General features: G+C 19.9%; 15 protein-coding genes. 12 read left to right on the plus strand and 3 right to left on the minus strand.

All coding sequences use genetic code 11. From position 1 onward, the window contains the following. Positions 1 to 140 precede the first annotated feature (140 nt). Together RJI84_RS00450 and tyrS are read left to right on the plus strand one after the other, a co-directional pair. Positions 141 to 2,336 carry a hypothetical protein gene (locus tag RJI84_RS00450; RefSeq protein ID WP_343189167.1) on the plus strand — a complete coding sequence of 732 codons (2,196 nt, stop codon included), beginning with the start codon at positions 141 to 143 and terminating at the stop codon, positions 2,334 to 2,336. A gap of 75 nt (positions 2,337 to 2,411) precedes the next feature. Beyond that, positions 2,412 to 3,689, plus strand: coding sequence for a tyrosine--tRNA ligase (gene tyrS, locus RJI84_RS00455; RefSeq protein WP_343189168.1), 1,278 nt, complete (start codon positions 2,412 to 2,414; stop codon positions 3,687 to 3,689). A gap of 5 nt (positions 3,690 to 3,694) precedes the next feature. On the opposite strand, the gene RJI84_RS00460 is transcribed toward tyrS, so the two are convergent. Beyond that, positions 3,695 to 4,039: a HesB/IscA family protein gene (locus tag RJI84_RS00460; protein WP_343189169.1), complete on the minus strand. Its 345-nt coding sequence runs from the start codon at positions 4,037 to 4,039 to the stop codon at positions 3,695 to 3,697. Positions 4,040 to 4,321: 282 nt separating this feature from the next. Here RJI84_RS00460 and ydiK point away from each other — a divergent pair, with 282 nt between their 5' ends. The 8 genes from ydiK (at position 4,322) to pheT (ending at position 13,403) form a co-directional block, all read left to right on the plus strand. Continuing rightward, complete coding sequence (gene ydiK, locus RJI84_RS00465; protein WP_343189259.1) at positions 4,322 to 5,347, plus strand: AI-2E family transporter YdiK; 1,026 nt, start codon at positions 4,322 to 4,324, stop codon at positions 5,345 to 5,347. Between the two features lie 269 nt (positions 5,348 to 5,616). After that, the gene (locus RJI84_RS00470; RefSeq protein WP_343189260.1) at positions 5,617 to 6,663 is read left to right on the plus strand and encodes a 3-deoxy-7-phosphoheptulonate synthase; all 1,047 of its coding nucleotides are present in this window, start codon (positions 5,617 to 5,619) and stop codon (positions 6,661 to 6,663) included. Positions 6,664 to 6,790: 127 nt separating this feature from the next. After that, positions 6,791 to 8,713, plus strand: a complete 1,923-nt coding sequence (gene thrS / locus RJI84_RS00475) for a threonine--tRNA ligase (RefSeq protein ID WP_343189170.1) — start codon at positions 6,791 to 6,793, stop codon at positions 8,711 to 8,713. A 16-nt stretch (positions 8,714 to 8,729) separates the two neighbouring features. After that, positions 8,730 to 9,269 (plus strand): translation initiation factor IF-3, encoded by a 540-nt coding sequence (infC, locus tag RJI84_RS00480; RefSeq protein ID WP_343189261.1) that lies wholly within the window; start codon positions 8,730 to 8,732, stop codon positions 9,267 to 9,269. Between the two features lie 42 nt (positions 9,270 to 9,311). Next, complete coding sequence (gene rpmI, locus RJI84_RS00485; RefSeq protein ID WP_343189171.1) at positions 9,312 to 9,509, plus strand: 50S ribosomal protein L35; 198 nt, start codon at positions 9,312 to 9,314, stop codon at positions 9,507 to 9,509. Between the two features lie 36 nt (positions 9,510 to 9,545). Then, positions 9,546 to 9,899 (plus strand): 50S ribosomal protein L20, encoded by a 354-nt coding sequence (rplT, locus tag RJI84_RS00490; protein WP_343189172.1) that lies wholly within the window; start codon positions 9,546 to 9,548, stop codon positions 9,897 to 9,899. A gap of 111 nt (positions 9,900 to 10,010) precedes the next feature. Beyond that, positions 10,011 to 11,000 (plus strand): phenylalanine--tRNA ligase subunit alpha, encoded by a 990-nt coding sequence (gene pheS / locus RJI84_RS00495; protein ID WP_343189173.1) that lies wholly within the window; start codon positions 10,011 to 10,013, stop codon positions 10,998 to 11,000. A gap of 12 nt (positions 11,001 to 11,012) precedes the next feature. Next, on the plus strand, positions 11,013 to 13,403 hold the full coding sequence (gene pheT / locus RJI84_RS00500) for a phenylalanine--tRNA ligase subunit beta (protein WP_343189174.1): 2,391 nt from the start codon (positions 11,013 to 11,015) through the stop codon (positions 13,401 to 13,403). Between the two features lie 80 nt (positions 13,404 to 13,483). On the opposite strand, the gene glyS is transcribed toward pheT, so the two are convergent. Together glyS and RJI84_RS00510 are read right to left on the minus strand one after the other, a co-directional pair. Further along, positions 13,484 to 15,430, minus strand: coding sequence for a glycine--tRNA ligase subunit beta (gene glyS / locus RJI84_RS00505; RefSeq protein WP_343189175.1), 1,947 nt, complete (start codon positions 15,428 to 15,430; stop codon positions 13,484 to 13,486). A 14-nt stretch (positions 15,431 to 15,444) separates the two neighbouring features. Beyond that, positions 15,445 to 16,332, minus strand: a complete 888-nt coding sequence (locus RJI84_RS00510; protein WP_343189176.1) for a glycine--tRNA ligase subunit alpha — start codon at positions 16,330 to 16,332, stop codon at positions 15,445 to 15,447. A 93-nt stretch (positions 16,333 to 16,425) separates the two neighbouring features. On the opposite strand from RJI84_RS00510, the gene nfo reads away from it, so the two are divergent. Next, positions 16,426 to 17,268, plus strand: coding sequence for a deoxyribonuclease IV (gene nfo, locus RJI84_RS00515; RefSeq protein WP_343189177.1), 843 nt, complete (start codon positions 16,426 to 16,428; stop codon positions 17,266 to 17,268). Positions 17,269 to 17,314: 46 nt separating this feature from the next. Further along, positions 17,315 to 17,611, plus strand: coding sequence for a 50S ribosomal protein L25 (rplY, locus tag RJI84_RS00520; RefSeq protein WP_343189178.1), 297 nt, complete (start codon positions 17,315 to 17,317; stop codon positions 17,609 to 17,611). The last annotated feature ends 266 nt before the right edge of the window (positions 17,612 to 17,877 follow it).

The raw sequence follows: 17,877 nt of genomic DNA on the forward strand, positions 1-17,877 counted from the left end.
TATAGATAATAATGTATAAATAATATTTTTTCAATATTGTATAATATTTTTTTTTAAAATATAAATTTACTATTTTTTTTATTAAAAATGTTTAATATAGATATTATTTATATATTATTATTTTTTTTTAAAATAAGATAATGAATCTTACATTTATAGTGGAAGTTGCATTACATATACCAATAAGTAAGACTTTTTTATATTTTTATAATACGGAAAACTATCCTTTAATAGGTTCTAGAGTTTTAGTAAACTTTAATAATAATAATATTATAGGAATAGTTTTATCTTATAAATTATATAGAAATAAAAAGTTAGATTTAAAATTAAAGTATGTTTCTTATGCAATAGACAACAAATCTATTTTTAGTAAACCTATATGGAATACAATGTTAAAATGTTCTAAATATTATTCATGCTCTATGAATTTTATTATTTTTTTTGGCATGCCTAATTTTTTAAAAAGTATAAGTGTGTTAAAATTTAAACAAAAATATGTTTGGTCAATAACTACATATGGTAAAAATATAGATATTAAGTTGCTTAAAAAATGTAAAAAACAAATTTCTGCTTTGCATTTGTTAAAAAGAAAAGACTTGTTTAAAACTGAATATAAAAAATATAATTTGTCTGACTATGTTTTCTGTGAGCTGTTAAAAAAAAAAATATGTAAAAAAAAGTATATTTTTTATAAATATAGTTATACAAATTATTTTGCAAAAAATTTTGTAATTCATATAAAAAATAAAAACTCTTATATGAAAAAAATTATGTATATAATTAAAAGTTTAAAAAAGTTTAATGTATTTTTGATAACTAATATGCTTTTTTATCAAAAAATGAAATATTATGCTATTTTATTTTCAAAAATTTTAAATAGTGGTTTAAAGGTTTTATTAATGGTCTCTAATGTTTTTATACTAAACAAGATAAAACAAGAAATTAGAGGGCAAATTATGTTTCCTATATTTTCTTATCATTCTAAATTGCCTGAAAGTCACAAATTTTTTTGTTGGAAAATATTTAGTAAAAATGATGCAATTTTAATAATTTCTACAAAAATAGGTATATTTGTGCCAATTTCAAATTTAGGTATTATTATATTAGATGAAGAAAATAGTACGTATTATAAAGTTTTAGGAAGATGGATGTTTAATGTTAGAAGTGTTGCTATATTGAGAGCATACTATGAAAAAATCCCAATAATATTAGAATCTTCTGAGCCAGATTTAAATACATTATATAATGTATACAAAAATAAAATTAGAAGTATAGTATTATCTAATAAAATATCGGATTGTTATAAAAATTTGAAAAAGGTTTTGATAAATATAAATTATGAGAGATTTAGAGGTGTTTTTTCTATGTCTTTAATAAATATAATTCATACATTATTAAATAAAAATAAAAATGTATGTTTTATAACAGATAAAATGTCTTATATGTTTTTTTTTATAAAATGTATAAATTGTAATAATATATTAAAATGTAAGATTTGTAATCAGTTTTGTGAATATAAAATTTATGAAAATATAATTTTTTGTAGATTTTGTTTTTTTAGATACAACAATTTTTTTAGATGTATACAATGCGGCAGAAACAAATTTTGTTATAGTAAATGTAATACTTATTTTCTAACAAAAAATTTGAAATGTGTTTTTCCTAACATTCCTGTAATATTTTTGGAAGATAAAAATATTAAAGATGTTACAAAGTTTACTTCAAAATGTATTTTTATAGTGACGCAAAATTGTTTATATAAATATGAGCTAAAAAATATAAAAGTTTTAGTATTTCTTTATATAGATTATTATTTTTATTTTCCATATTTTAGGTCTATAGAAATTTTGTCTCAAATGTATTATAGTATAATAAGATTGTTTTTAAATTTTTCTAATAAACCTTTTACTATAATAATACAAACTAAGTTATGTGACAAATATTTATTTAAAAAATTTTTTTATTCTGGATATTCATCTTTTTCTAAACATTTGTTAAATAATAGAAAAGATTGCCAACTACCTCCTTTTAATTCTCATGCAATTATACGACTAGAAGGAAATAGTAAAACTGATATTTCAATATTATTAAATTATATTATAATTTTTTTAAAAACTTCGTCTTTTAGTAGTGTAAAAAATTTTTTTTTTATTAATTCTAATTATATATATTTAGAAAAATATAAAAAAAAATTTTACTCGAACATATTAATATCTCATTTAAATAAATATTTTTTAAGAAAAATTTTTAGAAAAACTTTTTGCAAATTTAAAAAATTTTTGTATTTAAAAAAAATTAGTTTAATATTTGATATAGATCAAATACAAATAATGTAATTTTTTTTATATTTTAACATTTTTTTTTAATAATATATTTTTTATATTTCAAAAAAAACATATAGGTATAATTTTATGATAAATATAGAAATAATAAATAAATTTAAAAAATCTGGATTAATATTTGAAATTACTAATGAATCTAGTTTAATAGAAGAGTTTAAAAAACATAATTCTATTACTTTATATTGTGGTTTTGATCCTACATCTGACAGTTTGCATTTAGGTCATATTTTGCCTATACTTTTTTTAAAAAAAATGTATGACTATGATAACAATATAATAATTTTAATAGGAGGAGCAACAAGTTTAATAGGAGATCCAAGTTTTAAAGATAAAGAGAGAGAGTTATATTCTCATGATATTATGCGTAATAATCAAAAAAAGTTAAAAAAACAAATATTGTTAATATTAAAAAAAAATTTTTCTAAAAAAGATGTTATTGTATTAAACAATTATGTGTGGTTTTCTAATATTAATATTATTAATTTTCTTAGAGATGTTGGAAAACATTTTTCTATTAATCAAATGATAAATAGATCTTCTGTAATTGATAGAATAAATAGATCAGATTTAGGAATGTCTTTTACAGAATTTTCTTATAGTCTTTTACAAGCATATGATTTTTCTTATTTGTATAAAAATTATAATACTATTTTACAAATAGGAGGATCAGATCAATGGGGAAATATTGTCTCAGGTATTACTTTAACAAAAAAATTGTATAACAAGAAAGTGTTTGGAATAACAATACCGTTATTAATAAATAAAAATGGGAAAAAATTTGGAAAAAGTGAAAAAGGTACTATATGGTTAGATAATAAAAAAACGTCCGTATATGATTTCTATCAATTTTGGTTGAATATTACAGATGTTGAATTAAAATATTTTATAAAAATTTTTTCTTTTTTAGGTATTATAGAAAAAAAGTTATATAAAGAGAATGTAGTTGTTGACATTATTAAAAACAAACAAATTGTAGCAGATTCTGTAACTAAATTTGTACATGGAAAAAAATTTTTATATATTGTTAAGAAAATTTGTAATATATTATTTAATAATGATTTTTCTGATATACAAAAAAGTGATTTTAATTTTTTAACTAAAAAATATGTAGGGTTACCTGTAATTTTAGTTAAAAAACATGAAAAATTAATAAAAATATTATTAAAAGCATCTTTTTCTAAATCGTTAGGTAATTCTAAAAAAATGATTTTATCTGGAGCTATTAAAATAAATAATTTTGTTAAAAAAGATTGTGATTATATATTTAACGAATCAGATAAATTTTTTTCTAAATATTCTTTTTTATGTAAAGGTAAAAAAAATTTTTGTATATTGTATTGGGGATAATAATATTAATTTATATTAAAACTTTTACCACATCCACAAAAATTTTTAATTTTTTTGTTAACAAATTTAAATTTTTTATTAATTCCTTCTTTTACAAAATCTATTTTTGTATTTTCTAATATTTTTAAATGTGTTTTATGTATTAGTATAGTTATACCATGTTTTTCTAAAAAAAAACTTTTTTTATGTTCGTTATGTTTTTTCGATATTTCTACAAATTTCATTTTATATTCTAAACCAGCACATCCAGTTTTTTTTATATAAATTTCTAATATTTTATTTTTGAATTTGTTTTTTATTAAAAATTTTATTTGTTTTTCAGCTTTTTTTGTAAAATAAATTATTTGCATATTGTATTTTTTTAACTGTTTTAAAATTATAATTTCTATATATTATATAGTCTATTTGTTTAAATATTTTTTTAATTTATAATAATATTATATAGATTATGTAAATATTTGAAAGTTTTTTATAATGTTTTTTAAAATGTTACCAAATTTTATGAAAAAACCTGATTATATATTTTATATAAAATTTAAAAATAATTTATTTTATTAGTAAAAGTTAGTTAAGTAGTTTTTTAGGAGAAAGTTATGAAAAATTCAAAATTATTTATGTATTCTAAGAAAGAAATGTTTTCTTTACTATTTGTAGTTTTATTGTCTTTTTTAAGTTTTTTAATTCTAAAGCCATTTGTGTTTAGTTTTATTTGGTCATGCATGATAGTTATTTCTACTTGGCCTATTATGATTAAGTTACAAAAATTTTTTTTTAACAAACGATATTTTGCCATTATTGTGATGACTTTTCTTGTTTTTTTACTTATGTTAATGCCAATATTATTTTTTTTTAATGTTATCATATATAATTCTAAATCTTTTATTATGTCTTTGTTTTCTGAAGATTTCAAATTACCTCAGTTATTGTGTTTAAAAAACATACCTTTTATAGGTAAAAGAATATTTTTTAGTTATCAAAAGCTAAGCTTACATAATAGTACTAATTTTATAAAGTATCTTCAGCCATATATAGTAAAATTATCAGAACTTTTTTTAAGAAAAATTAGCTATTTTAGTTATTTAGTAGCACAGTTAAATTTTGTTTTAATTTTTAATATATTGTTATATTCAAATGGTGAAAAATTTGTAAATTTAGTAAAAAATATATCTTTACGTGTTTCTTCAAAATATGGTTATTCAATAGTATATCTTGTGGTAAGATCCATTAGAACAATATCTTTAGTAGTTCTAGTTACTACTTTCGTGCAGTCTTTATTTGGTTGGGTTGGTGTATTAATATCTAGAGTTCCATATTGTTCATTTTTTTTGTTTCTCATATTTTTATTTTGTTTTTTGCAACTAGGACCACTTCCAGTATTAATACCTCTTTCAATATGGTTGTTTATAAATAATAACTTTTTATTTGGAATTATTTTAGTATTTTGGAGTATTTTAATATGCATTTTAGACAATACTCTTAAACCAGCTTTGATACAGTTAGGAATGCGTCTTCCATTTTTTGTAATACTATTTGGAGTTATAGGTGGACTGTTAGCATTTGGAATTATAGGAGTTTTTATAGGTCCAATAATTTTGCTAATAATGTATAGATTAATATTACTATGGTTATATAACAGATCTACATATAATATTTTTTAAAATTAGTTTTTATAATTAATTAAAATTATATTTTTTATTTTTTATTGGTAGAAAGTAAATATTATAATTTTTATAAGTGGTATACGTTTTGCAATAATTAAAAGAAGCATTTTATAAAAATTATGCAGTATGTAGCGCATAAATTAAAATTGATAATTTATTGCTATTGTTTTATGTTTTTATAAATGTCTGTTAAATTTAATTTAAATAAAATGTTCAAAATAGTTTTTTTTATTTAAATTTTTTATAAAATTGTTATAGAGAGTAAAATTAAAAAGATGAAAGAACTAAGAATAAGTAAAATTGAAAAGTTAGTAACTCCTATAAAAGTTTATAATAGTTATAAACCAAGTAAAGATATTATAGAAAATATTCAAATTACTAGACATAATATTTCTAAAATAATAAATGGACAGGATAAAAGATTATTAGTAGTAATTGGACCATGTTCTATACACGATCATGATTCTGCCATTGAATATGCAAATAAGTTATTAGAAAAGAGAATAGAATATAAATCTAGATTAGAAATTGTCATGAGAACTTATTTTGAAAAGCCCAGAACAGTTGTTGGATGGAAAGGTTTAATTGTAGATCCATTTTTAGATGGTAGTTTAAAAATAAATGATGGATTAAAAATAGCAAGAAAGTTATTAGTAGAAATCAATGAAATCGGACTTCCTTCTGCTACAGAATTTTTAGACATGTCTATAGGTCAGTTTATATATGACTTAATAAGTTGGGGAGCTATAGGAGCGAGAACCACTGAAAGTCAAATACATAGAGAAATGGCTTCATGTTTGCCTTGTCCTATAGGTTTTAAAAACGGTACTGATGGTAATATCAAGATTGCTATAGATGCTATTAAGTCAGCTAAATCTAAACATTTGTTTTTAACTTCAGATAAATATGGAAAAAATTCAGTATATTATACTTTAGGTAATAATAATTTACATATAATTATGCGAGGAGGAATTAAACCTAACTATTACAAATTAGATATAGAAAAAGCTGTTTGCTTGTTAGAAAAGAATGATTTGCCTAAATATTTGATGGTAGATTTTAGTCATGCTAATTGTTTTAAAAATCATATTTTACAATTGAAAGTTGCTAAATCTATATGTAAACAAATTAAAAGAGGAAACGATTTTATTTTAGGTGTTATGATAGAAAGTTTTTTAAAAGAAGGATCTCAAAATGTTATAAATGATAGAGGCTTAACATATGGTCAATCTATTACTGATCCTTGTCTAAGTTGGAAAGATAGTGAAAAAATACTGGATATGCTTGCAAATTCTATAGAACATCGTTTTTGATAATAAGTACCAGTCTGGTTTACGGGGCTGGTACGAAAAATAATTTATAATGTTTTTTAATTCAAAACTAAATGAATGTTTTTTTATTATATTATAATAGTCAAATTAATTGTAATAGGTCATTTATATGTCATCAGTTATATTCAAAGGTTCAAAAAATAATAAAATAAAAAAAAATATTTTTGTAAAAGATATTTTGAAAGAAATAAATTTAGAAAAAAACGAATTTTGTATAGCTTATAGAATAAAAAATAAATTGTTTGACTTTCATGATACATTTAGAAACGGTACAAAGATTTTTATAATTACAAATAAAAATTACAAAGATTTTTTCAAAATTATACAAGTTTCGTGTATGCAGTTATTACATTATGCAGTTAAAACATTATGGCCTAATTCTAAATCTGCAAATTCAGTTTTATTAAAGGAAGGGTTTTATTGTGATTTTGAAATGGAAAAAAGTTTAAACAAAAATCGTTTAAGTTTAGTTTTTAATAAAATGAAAGAATTATGTAATAGAAAATACATTATAATAAAAAAAAAATTTACTGTAAATAGATTAATAAAAATTTTATATTCTTATAATGAATATTATCAAATAAAAATATTACATAATAGTTTTTTAAAAAAAAATGCATTAGTGAATGTTTACTTTCATAATAATTATTTTGTTTTTATACCTGGAATACAGGTTTATAATATTAAGTTTTACAAAAATTTTTTATTAACTAAATTTTCTGGTGTTTACTGGGACAAAAAAAACAATAATAAAATTTTACAAAGAATATATGGAGTTGCTTTTTCTACAAAAAAAGAGTTAGAAGATTATGTTGATAAAAATATTTATTTGTCCAAAATTGATCATAGAAAATTAGGAGCTACATTAGATTTATATCATATTGATGAACAGTCACCAGGTATGATATTTTGGCATAATAATGGTTTTACAATATTTGAGTTATTAAAAAATTTTCTTAGAAAAACTTTAGAAAATCATAATTATAAAGAAGTAATAACTCCAATAATAATGAATAAATCTGTATGGAAAAATAGTGGTCATTTTAAAAGTTATAAAAAACATATTTTTAATACTTTTTCTGAAAATAAAAATTATTGTATTAAACCAATGAATTGCCCGGGGCATATTAAAATATTTAATGAAAATATTAGATCTTATAAAGATTTACCATTTAAATTATCTGAGTTCGGAATATGTCATAGAAATGAATATTCAGGATCTTTACATGGATTAATGCGAGCAAGATCTTTTACTCAAGATGATGCTCATATTTTCTGTAGTAAAAAGCAAATAGAATTAGAGATTAGTAATTGCATTGATGTCACTTTTAGTATATATCGTATATTTAATTTTAAAATTATTAAAATATATTTTTCTACTAGACCAGAAAATAGTATTGGAGATGATAATACTTGGGACTTTGCGGAAAAAATATTAAAAAAAATTTTAAAGAATAAAAATATTGCTTTTTCTTTCAAGCATGGCAGTGGGGCTTTTTACGGACCAAAAATAGAATTTGTTCTGCAAGATCGTTTAGGAAGAAATTGGCAATGTGGTACTATTCAGTTAGATTTTTATATTGCTAAACGTTTAAAAGTTTTTTATATTAACAAAAGTAATATAAAAAGAAATCCTATTATAATACACAGAGCAATTTTAGGTTCACTTGAGAGGTTTATAGGTATATTATTAGAAGAATATAATGGTAATTTTCCATTATGGCTAACTCCAGTACAAATAGTAATCATGAGTATTTCTAACAAGAATAAAAATTATGTATTAAATATTTTTAATATGTTAAAAAAATATAATTTTAGAGTAATTTATGATATTAATAATATTACTATAAATGCTAAGATAAGAAAATATTCATCTATTAAAATTCCATATTTTTTAATATGTGGTGATAAAGAAGAAAAAAAAATGGATTTAACAGTTAGGAATATTAAAGGTAATGTTACAAAAAACGTTTTTTTAAAAGATTTTATAAAAATGATGTTAAAAAAAATACATTCTTATAGTTTTTGTTAAATACGAGGAAAATAGTATTAAATTTAAAAAAAAAAATAAATTTGCTTTGTCTAATAAAGTTAATAATGAAATAAGAGCAAATAAAGTTCGTTTGATAGGAGTTAAAGGAAATTTTATAGGGATAGTTAGTTTAGAAAGTGCTTTAATAGAAGCGAAAAATTGTAATTCTGATTTAGTTGAAATAAATCCTCATTCATCTCCACCTGTGTGCAGGATTATGAATTATGGTAAATTTTTATATGAAAAGAGTAAAAATTCAAAGTTGCAAAATAAAAATAAAAAAAAAATTCAAATAAAAGAAATAAAATTTAGACCAGTGACTTGCAAAGGAGATTATCAAGTTAAGTTAAAAAAAATAACAAAATTTTTATTATTAGGAAATAAAGTTAAAATTACTGTTAGATTTAGAGGTAGAGAAATGGCTCACAAAGAAATTGGTACTAATATGTTACTTAGAGTTAAAAAAGATTTATGTAACATTTCTACAGTAGATTTTTTTCCTAATAAAATTGAAGGAAGACAAATGATTATGTTATTGTCGCATAAAAAGAAGTAGATGTTTTTATTATAGTTTAAATGTTTTAGGAAAAAATTTATAATGCCAAAAATAAAAACTTTGAAAAGTGCATATAAAAGGTTTAAAAAAACTTCTTCTGGATTGTTTAAAAGAAAACAAAATAATTTACGGCATTTACTTACTAAAAAGGACAGTAGTTATAAACGAAATTTAGGGAAAAAAGTTATTGTGTCAAAACACGATAATAAGAGAATTAAATTGTTAGTACCATATATGTAATTTTTTTATCTTAATGTTTTATAAAATGGAGATTTCATGACTAGAATAAAACGTGGAGTTACTGCACGTGCTCGTCATAAAAAAATTTTAAAAAAAGCTAAGGGATATTATGGAGCAAGATCTAGAGTATATAGAGTTGCTAATCAAGCTGTTATTAAAGCATCTCAATATGCATACAGAGATAGACGGCAAAAAAAACGTCAATTTAGAAAATTATGGATATCTAGAATAAATGCAGAAAGTAGAATTTACAATGTCTCATATAGTAATTTTCTTTATGGATTAAAACTTTCTAATATTATAATAAATAGGAAAATTTTAGCAGAGCTAGCTGTTTCAGATAAAATTTTGTTTAAGACTTTAGTTAAAAAAGTAAAAAAAGTTTTATAGTTTTTTGTGTTTTTTTGTTTATTAGTTTTTTTTAATTAATATTAAAAAAGCTTCCTTATATTGGAAGCTTTTTTAATATTAATAATTTAATTTTTTTATATAAAAAATGGTATGAATAAAAAAAAAATATTTAAATTTTATAAAGTAGTTTTAAAAATTGTTGAAGATACAAAAGATTTGTATAATCTAAACAAATTAAAAAAGAAAATTTTAGGAAAAAAAGGTTATTTATCTTTTATGTTATCAAAATTAAAATTTTTACACAGTTTAAAAAAAAAAACTTTTGGAAAAGAATTGTATACTGCTTTTAATAGAATAAAAATGTGTATTAATTTAAAAGAGAAATACATTAGAAAAAAAAATTGTGAACAGGAGAATAATATAAAGTTTTTTGATATTTCTCTTCCAGGAAGAAAAATTCGTAAAGGTGCTATTCATCCTATTACTAATACTATACATGAAATAGAAAATTTTTTTTATAACATTGGATTTAAAATAGTAAGTGGGAATGAAATTGAAGATGAGTATTATAATTTTACAGCTTTAAATATACCTAAGACTCATCCTTCTAGAAATATACAAGATACATTTTGGATAGATAAAAAAACTTTGTTAAGAACCCAGACTTCAAATATACAAATACATGTAATGAAAAAGAGAAAATTACCTATTAAAATTATTTCTTTGGGAAAAGTTTACAGAAATGATAATGACATTAAACATACACCAATGTTTCATCAAATAGAAGGATTAATAGTTAATAAGAGTGTAAATTTTTCTAATCTAAAGTGGATAATACACAATTTTTTAAAAAATTTTTTTAATCATAATATATCAATAAGATTTCGCAGTTCATACTTTCCATTTACATCTCCTTCTGCTGAAGTAGATATTAAAGAAAAAAATGGAGACTGGTTAGAAATATTAGGATGCGGCATGGTTCATCCAAATGTTTTAAAGAATATGAAAATTAATTATAATGAGTACATTGGTTGTGCTTTTGGTATAGGTATTGAAAGGATAACAATGTTACGTTATGGAATATTAGATGTACGAAATTTTTTTGAAAATAATTTAAGTTTTTTAAATCAATTTAAATAATTAGGTATTGATATGAAGATTAGTACCAGATGGATTGCAGAATGGTCAGATTTTAAATTAGATGTTAATAGTACATGTAAAAGTTTGACTGATTTAGGTATTGAAGTAGAAAATTGTAGTAAAGTTAGTGTAAATATTAGTGATTTTTTTATTGGACAAATATTTTCTAAAGAAACTATTTTTATAAGAGGTAAAAAATTTTTTTTATATTATGTTCTTATAAAAAATAATGAAAAACTTAAAATTTATTCAACATATAAATGTTTGTTAGGCCAAAAATTTATTGTATCTAGATCTAAAATTTTTTTTTCTGAAAATGTTTATAAATATTTAAAAAAATATCACAGTTCTATTTCAGAAATTTTTTTTTGTTCGCCTTTTTCCTTAGGTATTTCGAATGTAAAAAATATTCCTATAAAATTAGATAGCTCTTTTGATTTTAATATGAATTTGTGCAAAAAATTTGTAGTATATGATAGCATAATTAAGTTAAATATTCCTTATAATAGAATAGAAGAGTTGAATGTTACTGGAATTTTAAGAGAAATATATGTTTATAAAAATATAAAATTCTCAAAGTTTAAAAAGAAATTTATAAAAAGCAGTAAAAATAAAAAACATACTAAAATATTTTTAGAAAAATCTATAAAAAACTATTGCTATTTAGGAAGAAAATTTACTGGTTTAGATATTAGCATTAAAACCCCATCATGGATTTGTGAAAGATTAAAAATTTTTAATATAAATAGTAATAACATATTATTTGATATTATTAACTATGTTTATTTAGAATTAGGAGAATCATTTCATGTTTTAGACTCAAATTGTATAAATAAAAAAATTTTTATCAAGGTATCGAAAAATTCTAAAATTTCAGATTCTTCTAATAATTATTTTTTTTTAAAAAAAAATAATATTATAATATGCAATAAAAAAGAGATATTAGTTTTTGGAAATAATTTTAATAGTAAATATTCTAATGTTAATGTAAAGACTAAAAATATATTTTTAGGTTCTTTATTTTTAGAAAACAATGTTTTTAATAATTATACAAAAAACAGTGTTTGTAGTAGAGAAATAAACTATTTTCATTATAGTAGTAACTATGATATGCAATTTTTTGCATTAAAATATATTACAAAAATAATTTTAAGAATTTGTGGAGGAACAGCGCATAGCATAATAAACATAGAGAATTTTGAAAAGCATAATAAAAATATAATTTTTTTAAAAAAAAAAAATATTAAAAGGATTATGGGATTAAGTTTTGTAGATAACAATGTTGAACAAATATTACATGTGCTAGGTTATAAATTTTTTAAACAAAAAATAGGTTGGAAAGTATTAGTTCCTGTATGGAAAAAAAACATTATAATAGAAGAAGATATTATTTCTGATATAGTTAGAGTATATGGGTTAGACAAAATCCCCGCTACCGCTCCATACGAAAAATGTAATATTACTTACAAAAATTTTCATAATAATAATTTCATAAAGGACATAAAAAATTTATTAGTTAGTATTGGATATTACGAAGTATTAAATTATAGTTTTATAGATAATACTTTTGATAAAATGTTTACAAAAAATATTAATAACATAAAAATACTAAATCCAATTTCTAAAAATATGTCTACAATGCGCTCTTCTTTACTCCCTGGATTATTAAAAAACTTTATTTTTAATAATAATAGACAACATGATAATATCAAAATTTTTGAATTAGGATTGTGTTATTTTAAAAATTTTAAATCATATTTAGGAATTTCTGAAAAAATGTTTTTATCTTGTTTACTTGTTGGAAATACAAATTTCAATTGGGATGAAAAAACAAGAAAAGTAGATTTTTATGACATTAAAGGAGACTTAGAATATATAACAGAAAATTTAAGATTACATAATAATATTAGATTTGTGAATAAAAAAATTATGGGACTTGAAAAAAATGTTAGTGCATACATATTTTTAGAAAAAAAACTTATTGGAAAAATAGGAAAATTAGATTTACAAATTTTAAAAAAAAATAATTTTAATAGAAACGTTGATATTTTTTTGTTTGAAATATGTTTAGAAGATTTTTGTAAATTAGATATATATAATATCAAAAAAATTTCAGGATATCCTAGTATTGTTAGAGATGTTTCTATTATAGTTAATAATTTTATTAAATATGATGATTTATTAAAATTTTGTAAACAGATATTTTTTAAATATTTAGTAGATATATATATTTTCGATTTTTATAATGGTCCTAATTTATCTTATGGAAAAAAAAGTATATCTATAAGATTAACTTTTCAAAGTATTAATAAAACTTTAAAAGAAAATTATATAGATAAAATTTTTGTTAATAACATTAAATTATTAAAGAAGAAATTTGGTGCCATTGTAAAAAACAGATAATTTACTTTATTTTTTTTATATATTAAAAATGTTGTTAATTAAATTAACAACATGTTTTTTAAATTGTTATTTCTTAATATTTATACTATATTTTTCAATATAATAATTTTGTTAAATTGATAATTCGTTTTTTTTAAAAGTAATATTCTATTATTTTTAATATTTTTATTTTTGTCATTTATAAAAATTTTTTTAAATAAAATATTTATTACTTTACATATTATATTTATATGTTCAAATATATTTTTATATTCACCATTTTCCAACATATTTTTTACATTTTTTCTAAATATAATTAGTAAATTATATAATTTGTTTTCTATTTGGTTATTTATAAATTTTTTAAATATTTTTTTTAACTTAATTTGTTTATTTTTTTTTAGTATGTTTTTTATTCTTTTACAAGTATTTTTAAAAATTTTAATATTTTTATAATTTGTAATTTCTAATGAATGTAAATATATTTTTATAGGAATTATCTTAAATATTTTTATAGAAGATGAAAGAATATAATTTTCAAAATTGTATTTTTTAAAAAATGCTATTATTCTTTTATAAAAATATAAGACTATTCTAGTTTCTATTGTTTTTGAGATATCTTTTTTTTTATACGTAAAAATAGAAATTTTTATTAATTCTAATATATTTATTTGAAATTTATTTTCTAACAAAATACGTATTATTCCTATTGCATTCTTTCTTATGTAAAATGGGTCATTTTTACCAAAAGGTTGTTCGCCCGATATAAATAGACCTACTATAGTATCTATTCTATCTGATATAGATATAGCAGATGATAGATTATTTTTAGATATTTTAGAATTATAATTTAATGGATAGTATTGTTCTTTAATAGAGTTAGCTATTTCTATAGTTTTGCCTTCTGCTAATGCATATTTCATTCCTATATATCCTTGCATGCTAGGAAATTCAAAAACTATGTTTGTCAAAAGATCACATTTAGAAAGTAAAGATGCTTGTATAATGTCTTTTTCATTTATTTTAATTGTTTTTCCAATCCAACATGCAACTTTTTTTATTCTAATAGTTTTTTCAAAAAATGTGCCAAGTTTATAATGAAAAATATGTTTTTTTAACTTTTTTAAATTATTTATCAATTCATTTTTTCGATCTAGTTTTAAAAAAAATTTTATATCAGTTAATTTTTCATTAATTATTCTTTCATTATCTGATATTATTCTTTTTGGATTTATAGATTTTATGTTTGATATTATTACAAAATTTCTTGTAATTTCTTTTGTTTTTGAATATATTGAAAAACATTTTTGTATATTCTCTATTACATATTTTATTAATTTACTTGGTATTTTTAAAAATTTTTTTTTAAATCTACCTATATATATTTGTGGCCATTCTGTCATAAAATTTATTTCTTCTATTAAACTTTCATTTTTTTTTATTATTCCTTTTATTTTTTTTATTTTATTTTTTATACTTTCTAATATTTTATTCTTTCTTTCATTAAAACTTATTATTACTTTACCAACTTTTTTGATTTTTTTTTTATATTCAGATGCATTTTTTATGTGTATTTTTTTATTATTTGTCATAAAAAAGTGGCCAAAAGTATAATTTTTTGAATGAATTTTTAAAACTTCTATATTCATATTTTCATATTCTAGCATACACAGTATGTTTCTAATTGGTCGTATGAATTTTATTTGCATTTTGTTCCAATGCATAGGCTTTTTAATATACATATTTTTTATTGATACTAAAATTGCAAATTTTAAATCATTATGTAGATTTTTAGAAAAATTTAATATTTTTTTTTTTTTTGTGTTATTTTTTTTAATAAAATTTTTAATATATTTATTATTGTAAAATATATTTTTTATTTCTATAATTAATCTTCTAGATGTTGCATGCCAATTAATTTTTTCGTATTTTATAGATTTTTTTTGTATCTGAGTTTTTATATTTTTGTATAGAGATTTTATAGTTTGCATCAAACTTTTAGGAGGCATTTCTTCTGTAATTATCTCTAGTACTAGTTTTTTTTTCAAATTTAATTTTTCCTTTAATTATGTTTTTCATTTAACATTTTGTTAATGTATGTTTTTGCTATAAGTTTAGACAATTTTCTAAATCTTCTTATATAGTTATGTCTTTCTATTATAGATAAACATTTTTTAGTGTCTAAGAGATTAAATTGATGTATGGATGTTAACATATGTTCGTAAGAAGGATAGATCAGTGGCATATTTAAGCAAATTAACCTTTTTGATTCTTTCATATTTTTTTTGAAAAAATAAAATATTTCCTTGACATTGATTTCTTTTAGATTATAATAACTTTGCTCAATTTCATTTTGTAAAAATAAATTTTTATATTTGACTTTTTTAAAATTTTCCTTACTCCATATTAATTCATATATATTTTTTTGATTTTGAATATGCATAGCAATTCTTTCTAAACCATAAGTTATTTCTACTGTAGAGGGGTTACAATCTAAACTGGCTACTTTTTGAAAATATGTAAATTGAGTCACTTCCATTCCATTTATTCTAACTTCCCACCCTATTCCTGATGCTCCTATAGTTTTATTTTCCCAATTATCTTCTACAAATTTTATATCTTCTTTTTTTATGTCTACTTTTAATTTTTTTAAAGAATTTATGTATGTACTTTGTATATTTATAGGAGGGGGACTTATTACAACTTGTAATTGATAATAATGCTGTAATCTGTTTTTACTTGTTGCATGTCTACTATCTGATGGTCTTCTACATGCTTGAAGATATATTCTAGCAAATTTTTTTGGTAAAATAGCATTAAAAAAGGTTTCTCTATGAAATGTTCCGGCTCCAATTTGCATATCCAATGATGGAATTATAGTACATCCATTTTTTTCCCAGAATTTTTCTAAAATTTTTATTATATTTTGCAAGTAAGTTTTATTATTCATATTTTCAATTTTTTTTTAAATGTAGTTTATATGTTAATATATAAATATTTTTTAATAAATATTTTATTTAATATTTTTTTTAAAAATATTTTTATGACTAAATATATAGGATCACATTTTACTGCTTTGCATGGATTAGATAAAGTTTTTTCCGAAGCAAAAAAAATTGGTGCTAATTCAATATCTTTTTTTTTGAAAAATCCAAGAAAATGGTTTTCTAAATCGTTGGATAACAATATTATCCAAAATTTTAAAAAAAATATGAAAAAATATAGTTTTACTAATAATCAAATATTACCTCATGCTAGTTATTTAATAAATTTATGTAATCCTGATATAACTAAAAGAACTTTGTCTAAAAAATCCTTTTTAGAAGAAGTCATTATGTGTGAAAAATTAGGAATAAAATATATAAATGTACATCCTGGCAACTATTTAGTAAAAGATAATGTTAAGTTATGTTTTAAGTTAGCATCTAGTGTAATAAATGAAATATTATATGAAACTGAAAATGTATGTATAGTATTAGAAAATACTTCAGGAAACGGTACTAGTATAGGATGCAGTTTTGAAGATTTATATGAAATAATAAATTGTATTAAACAATCTTCTAGAATAGGTATTTGTATAGATACATGTCATTTATTTTCTTATGGTTATAACATTAGTAATTTAGAAAATGTAAAAAATATTTTTTTTAAGTTTAATAAAATTATTGGATTTAATTATTTAAAAGGAATGCATATAAATGATTCTATTGGTGATTTAGGTAGTAAAGTGGATAGACATGCAAATTTAGGATTTGGTAAAATAGGAACAGATATTTTTTCTTTTATAATTAAAAATAAGATATTTGATAATATTCCTTTAATACTAGAAACTAAAATACAAAGTCTAAGAAAAGATGAAATTATTTGGCTAAAATCTTTTATTTAGTTTCTTAAACAATATTTTTTTGTTATATTTTTATTTAGGAAAAATTATGAATATAGTTTTTATAGCACATTTTAGAAACAAGTATGGCACTAGGAGTAGTAAAGTATTGAGAAATAAAAAACAGTACCCATGTATTTTATATCCTGTTAATGGAATGTCGGTACCGATCTATTTAAAAGAAAATGAAATATTTAAACTAAAAGATATAAAGAATATTTATAGTGAACACATTACTATTATTTTAAATACAAACAAATATTTGTCGCAAATTAAAGAAGTACAAAGACATGCTTTTAAAAGTAACATTTTACATATAGATTTTTTTATTAAAAAACAATTATAGTATTTAAAATTGAGTTTTATCTTCATATATTTTTATACAAAAATTCGGCACGTATTATTAAATTTTTATGTATTATTACATTTACGTGTCGATATAGAAATATTCTTTTATCATAAAAAATGTAAAAAAAAAAAATTATATAAATTAAATTACTTTAATTCTAAATATAATATTTTTATTTATGTTACATAATATTATAAATAAGTATAGTATTAAATTTTTTTTAAAAAATGTTTAAAAAAAATTAAAACAAATTTGTTTAAAAC

The sequence above is a fragment of the Buchnera aphidicola (Chaitoregma tattakana) genome, assembly GCF_039370165.1.
Lineage (GTDB): Bacteria > Pseudomonadota > Gammaproteobacteria > Enterobacterales > Enterobacteriaceae > Buchnera_G > Buchnera_G aphidicola_F.

Coding starts and splice junctions, on each gene's coding strand:
- RJI84_RS00450 (WP_343189167.1), top strand. CDS start 141: ATGAATCTTACATTTATAGTGGAAGTTGCATTACATATACCAATAAGT.
- tyrS (WP_343189168.1), top strand. CDS start 2,412: ATGATAAATATAGAAATAATAAATAAATTTAAAAAATCTGGATTAATA.
- RJI84_RS00460 (WP_343189169.1), bottom strand. CDS start 4,039: ATGCAAATAATTTATTTTACAAAAAAAGCTGAAAAACAAATAAAATTT.
- ydiK (WP_343189259.1), top strand. CDS start 4,322: ATGTTTTCTTTACTATTTGTAGTTTTATTGTCTTTTTTAAGTTTTTTA.
- thrS (WP_343189170.1), top strand. CDS start 6,791: ATGTCATCAGTTATATTCAAAGGTTCAAAAAATAATAAAATAAAAAAA.
- rpmI (WP_343189171.1), top strand. CDS start 9,312: ATGCCAAAAATAAAAACTTTGAAAAGTGCATATAAAAGGTTTAAAAAA.
- rplT (WP_343189172.1), top strand. CDS start 9,546: ATGACTAGAATAAAACGTGGAGTTACTGCACGTGCTCGTCATAAAAAA.
- pheS (WP_343189173.1), top strand. CDS start 10,011: ATGAATAAAAAAAAAATATTTAAATTTTATAAAGTAGTTTTAAAAATT.
- pheT (WP_343189174.1), top strand. CDS start 11,013: ATGAAGATTAGTACCAGATGGATTGCAGAATGGTCAGATTTTAAATTA.
- RJI84_RS00510 (WP_343189176.1), bottom strand. CDS start 16,332: ATGAATAATAAAACTTACTTGCAAAATATAATAAAAATTTTAGAAAAA.
- nfo (WP_343189177.1), top strand. CDS start 16,426: ATGACTAAATATATAGGATCACATTTTACTGCTTTGCATGGATTAGAT.
- rplY (WP_343189178.1), top strand. CDS start 17,315: ATGAATATAGTTTTTATAGCACATTTTAGAAACAAGTATGGCACTAGG.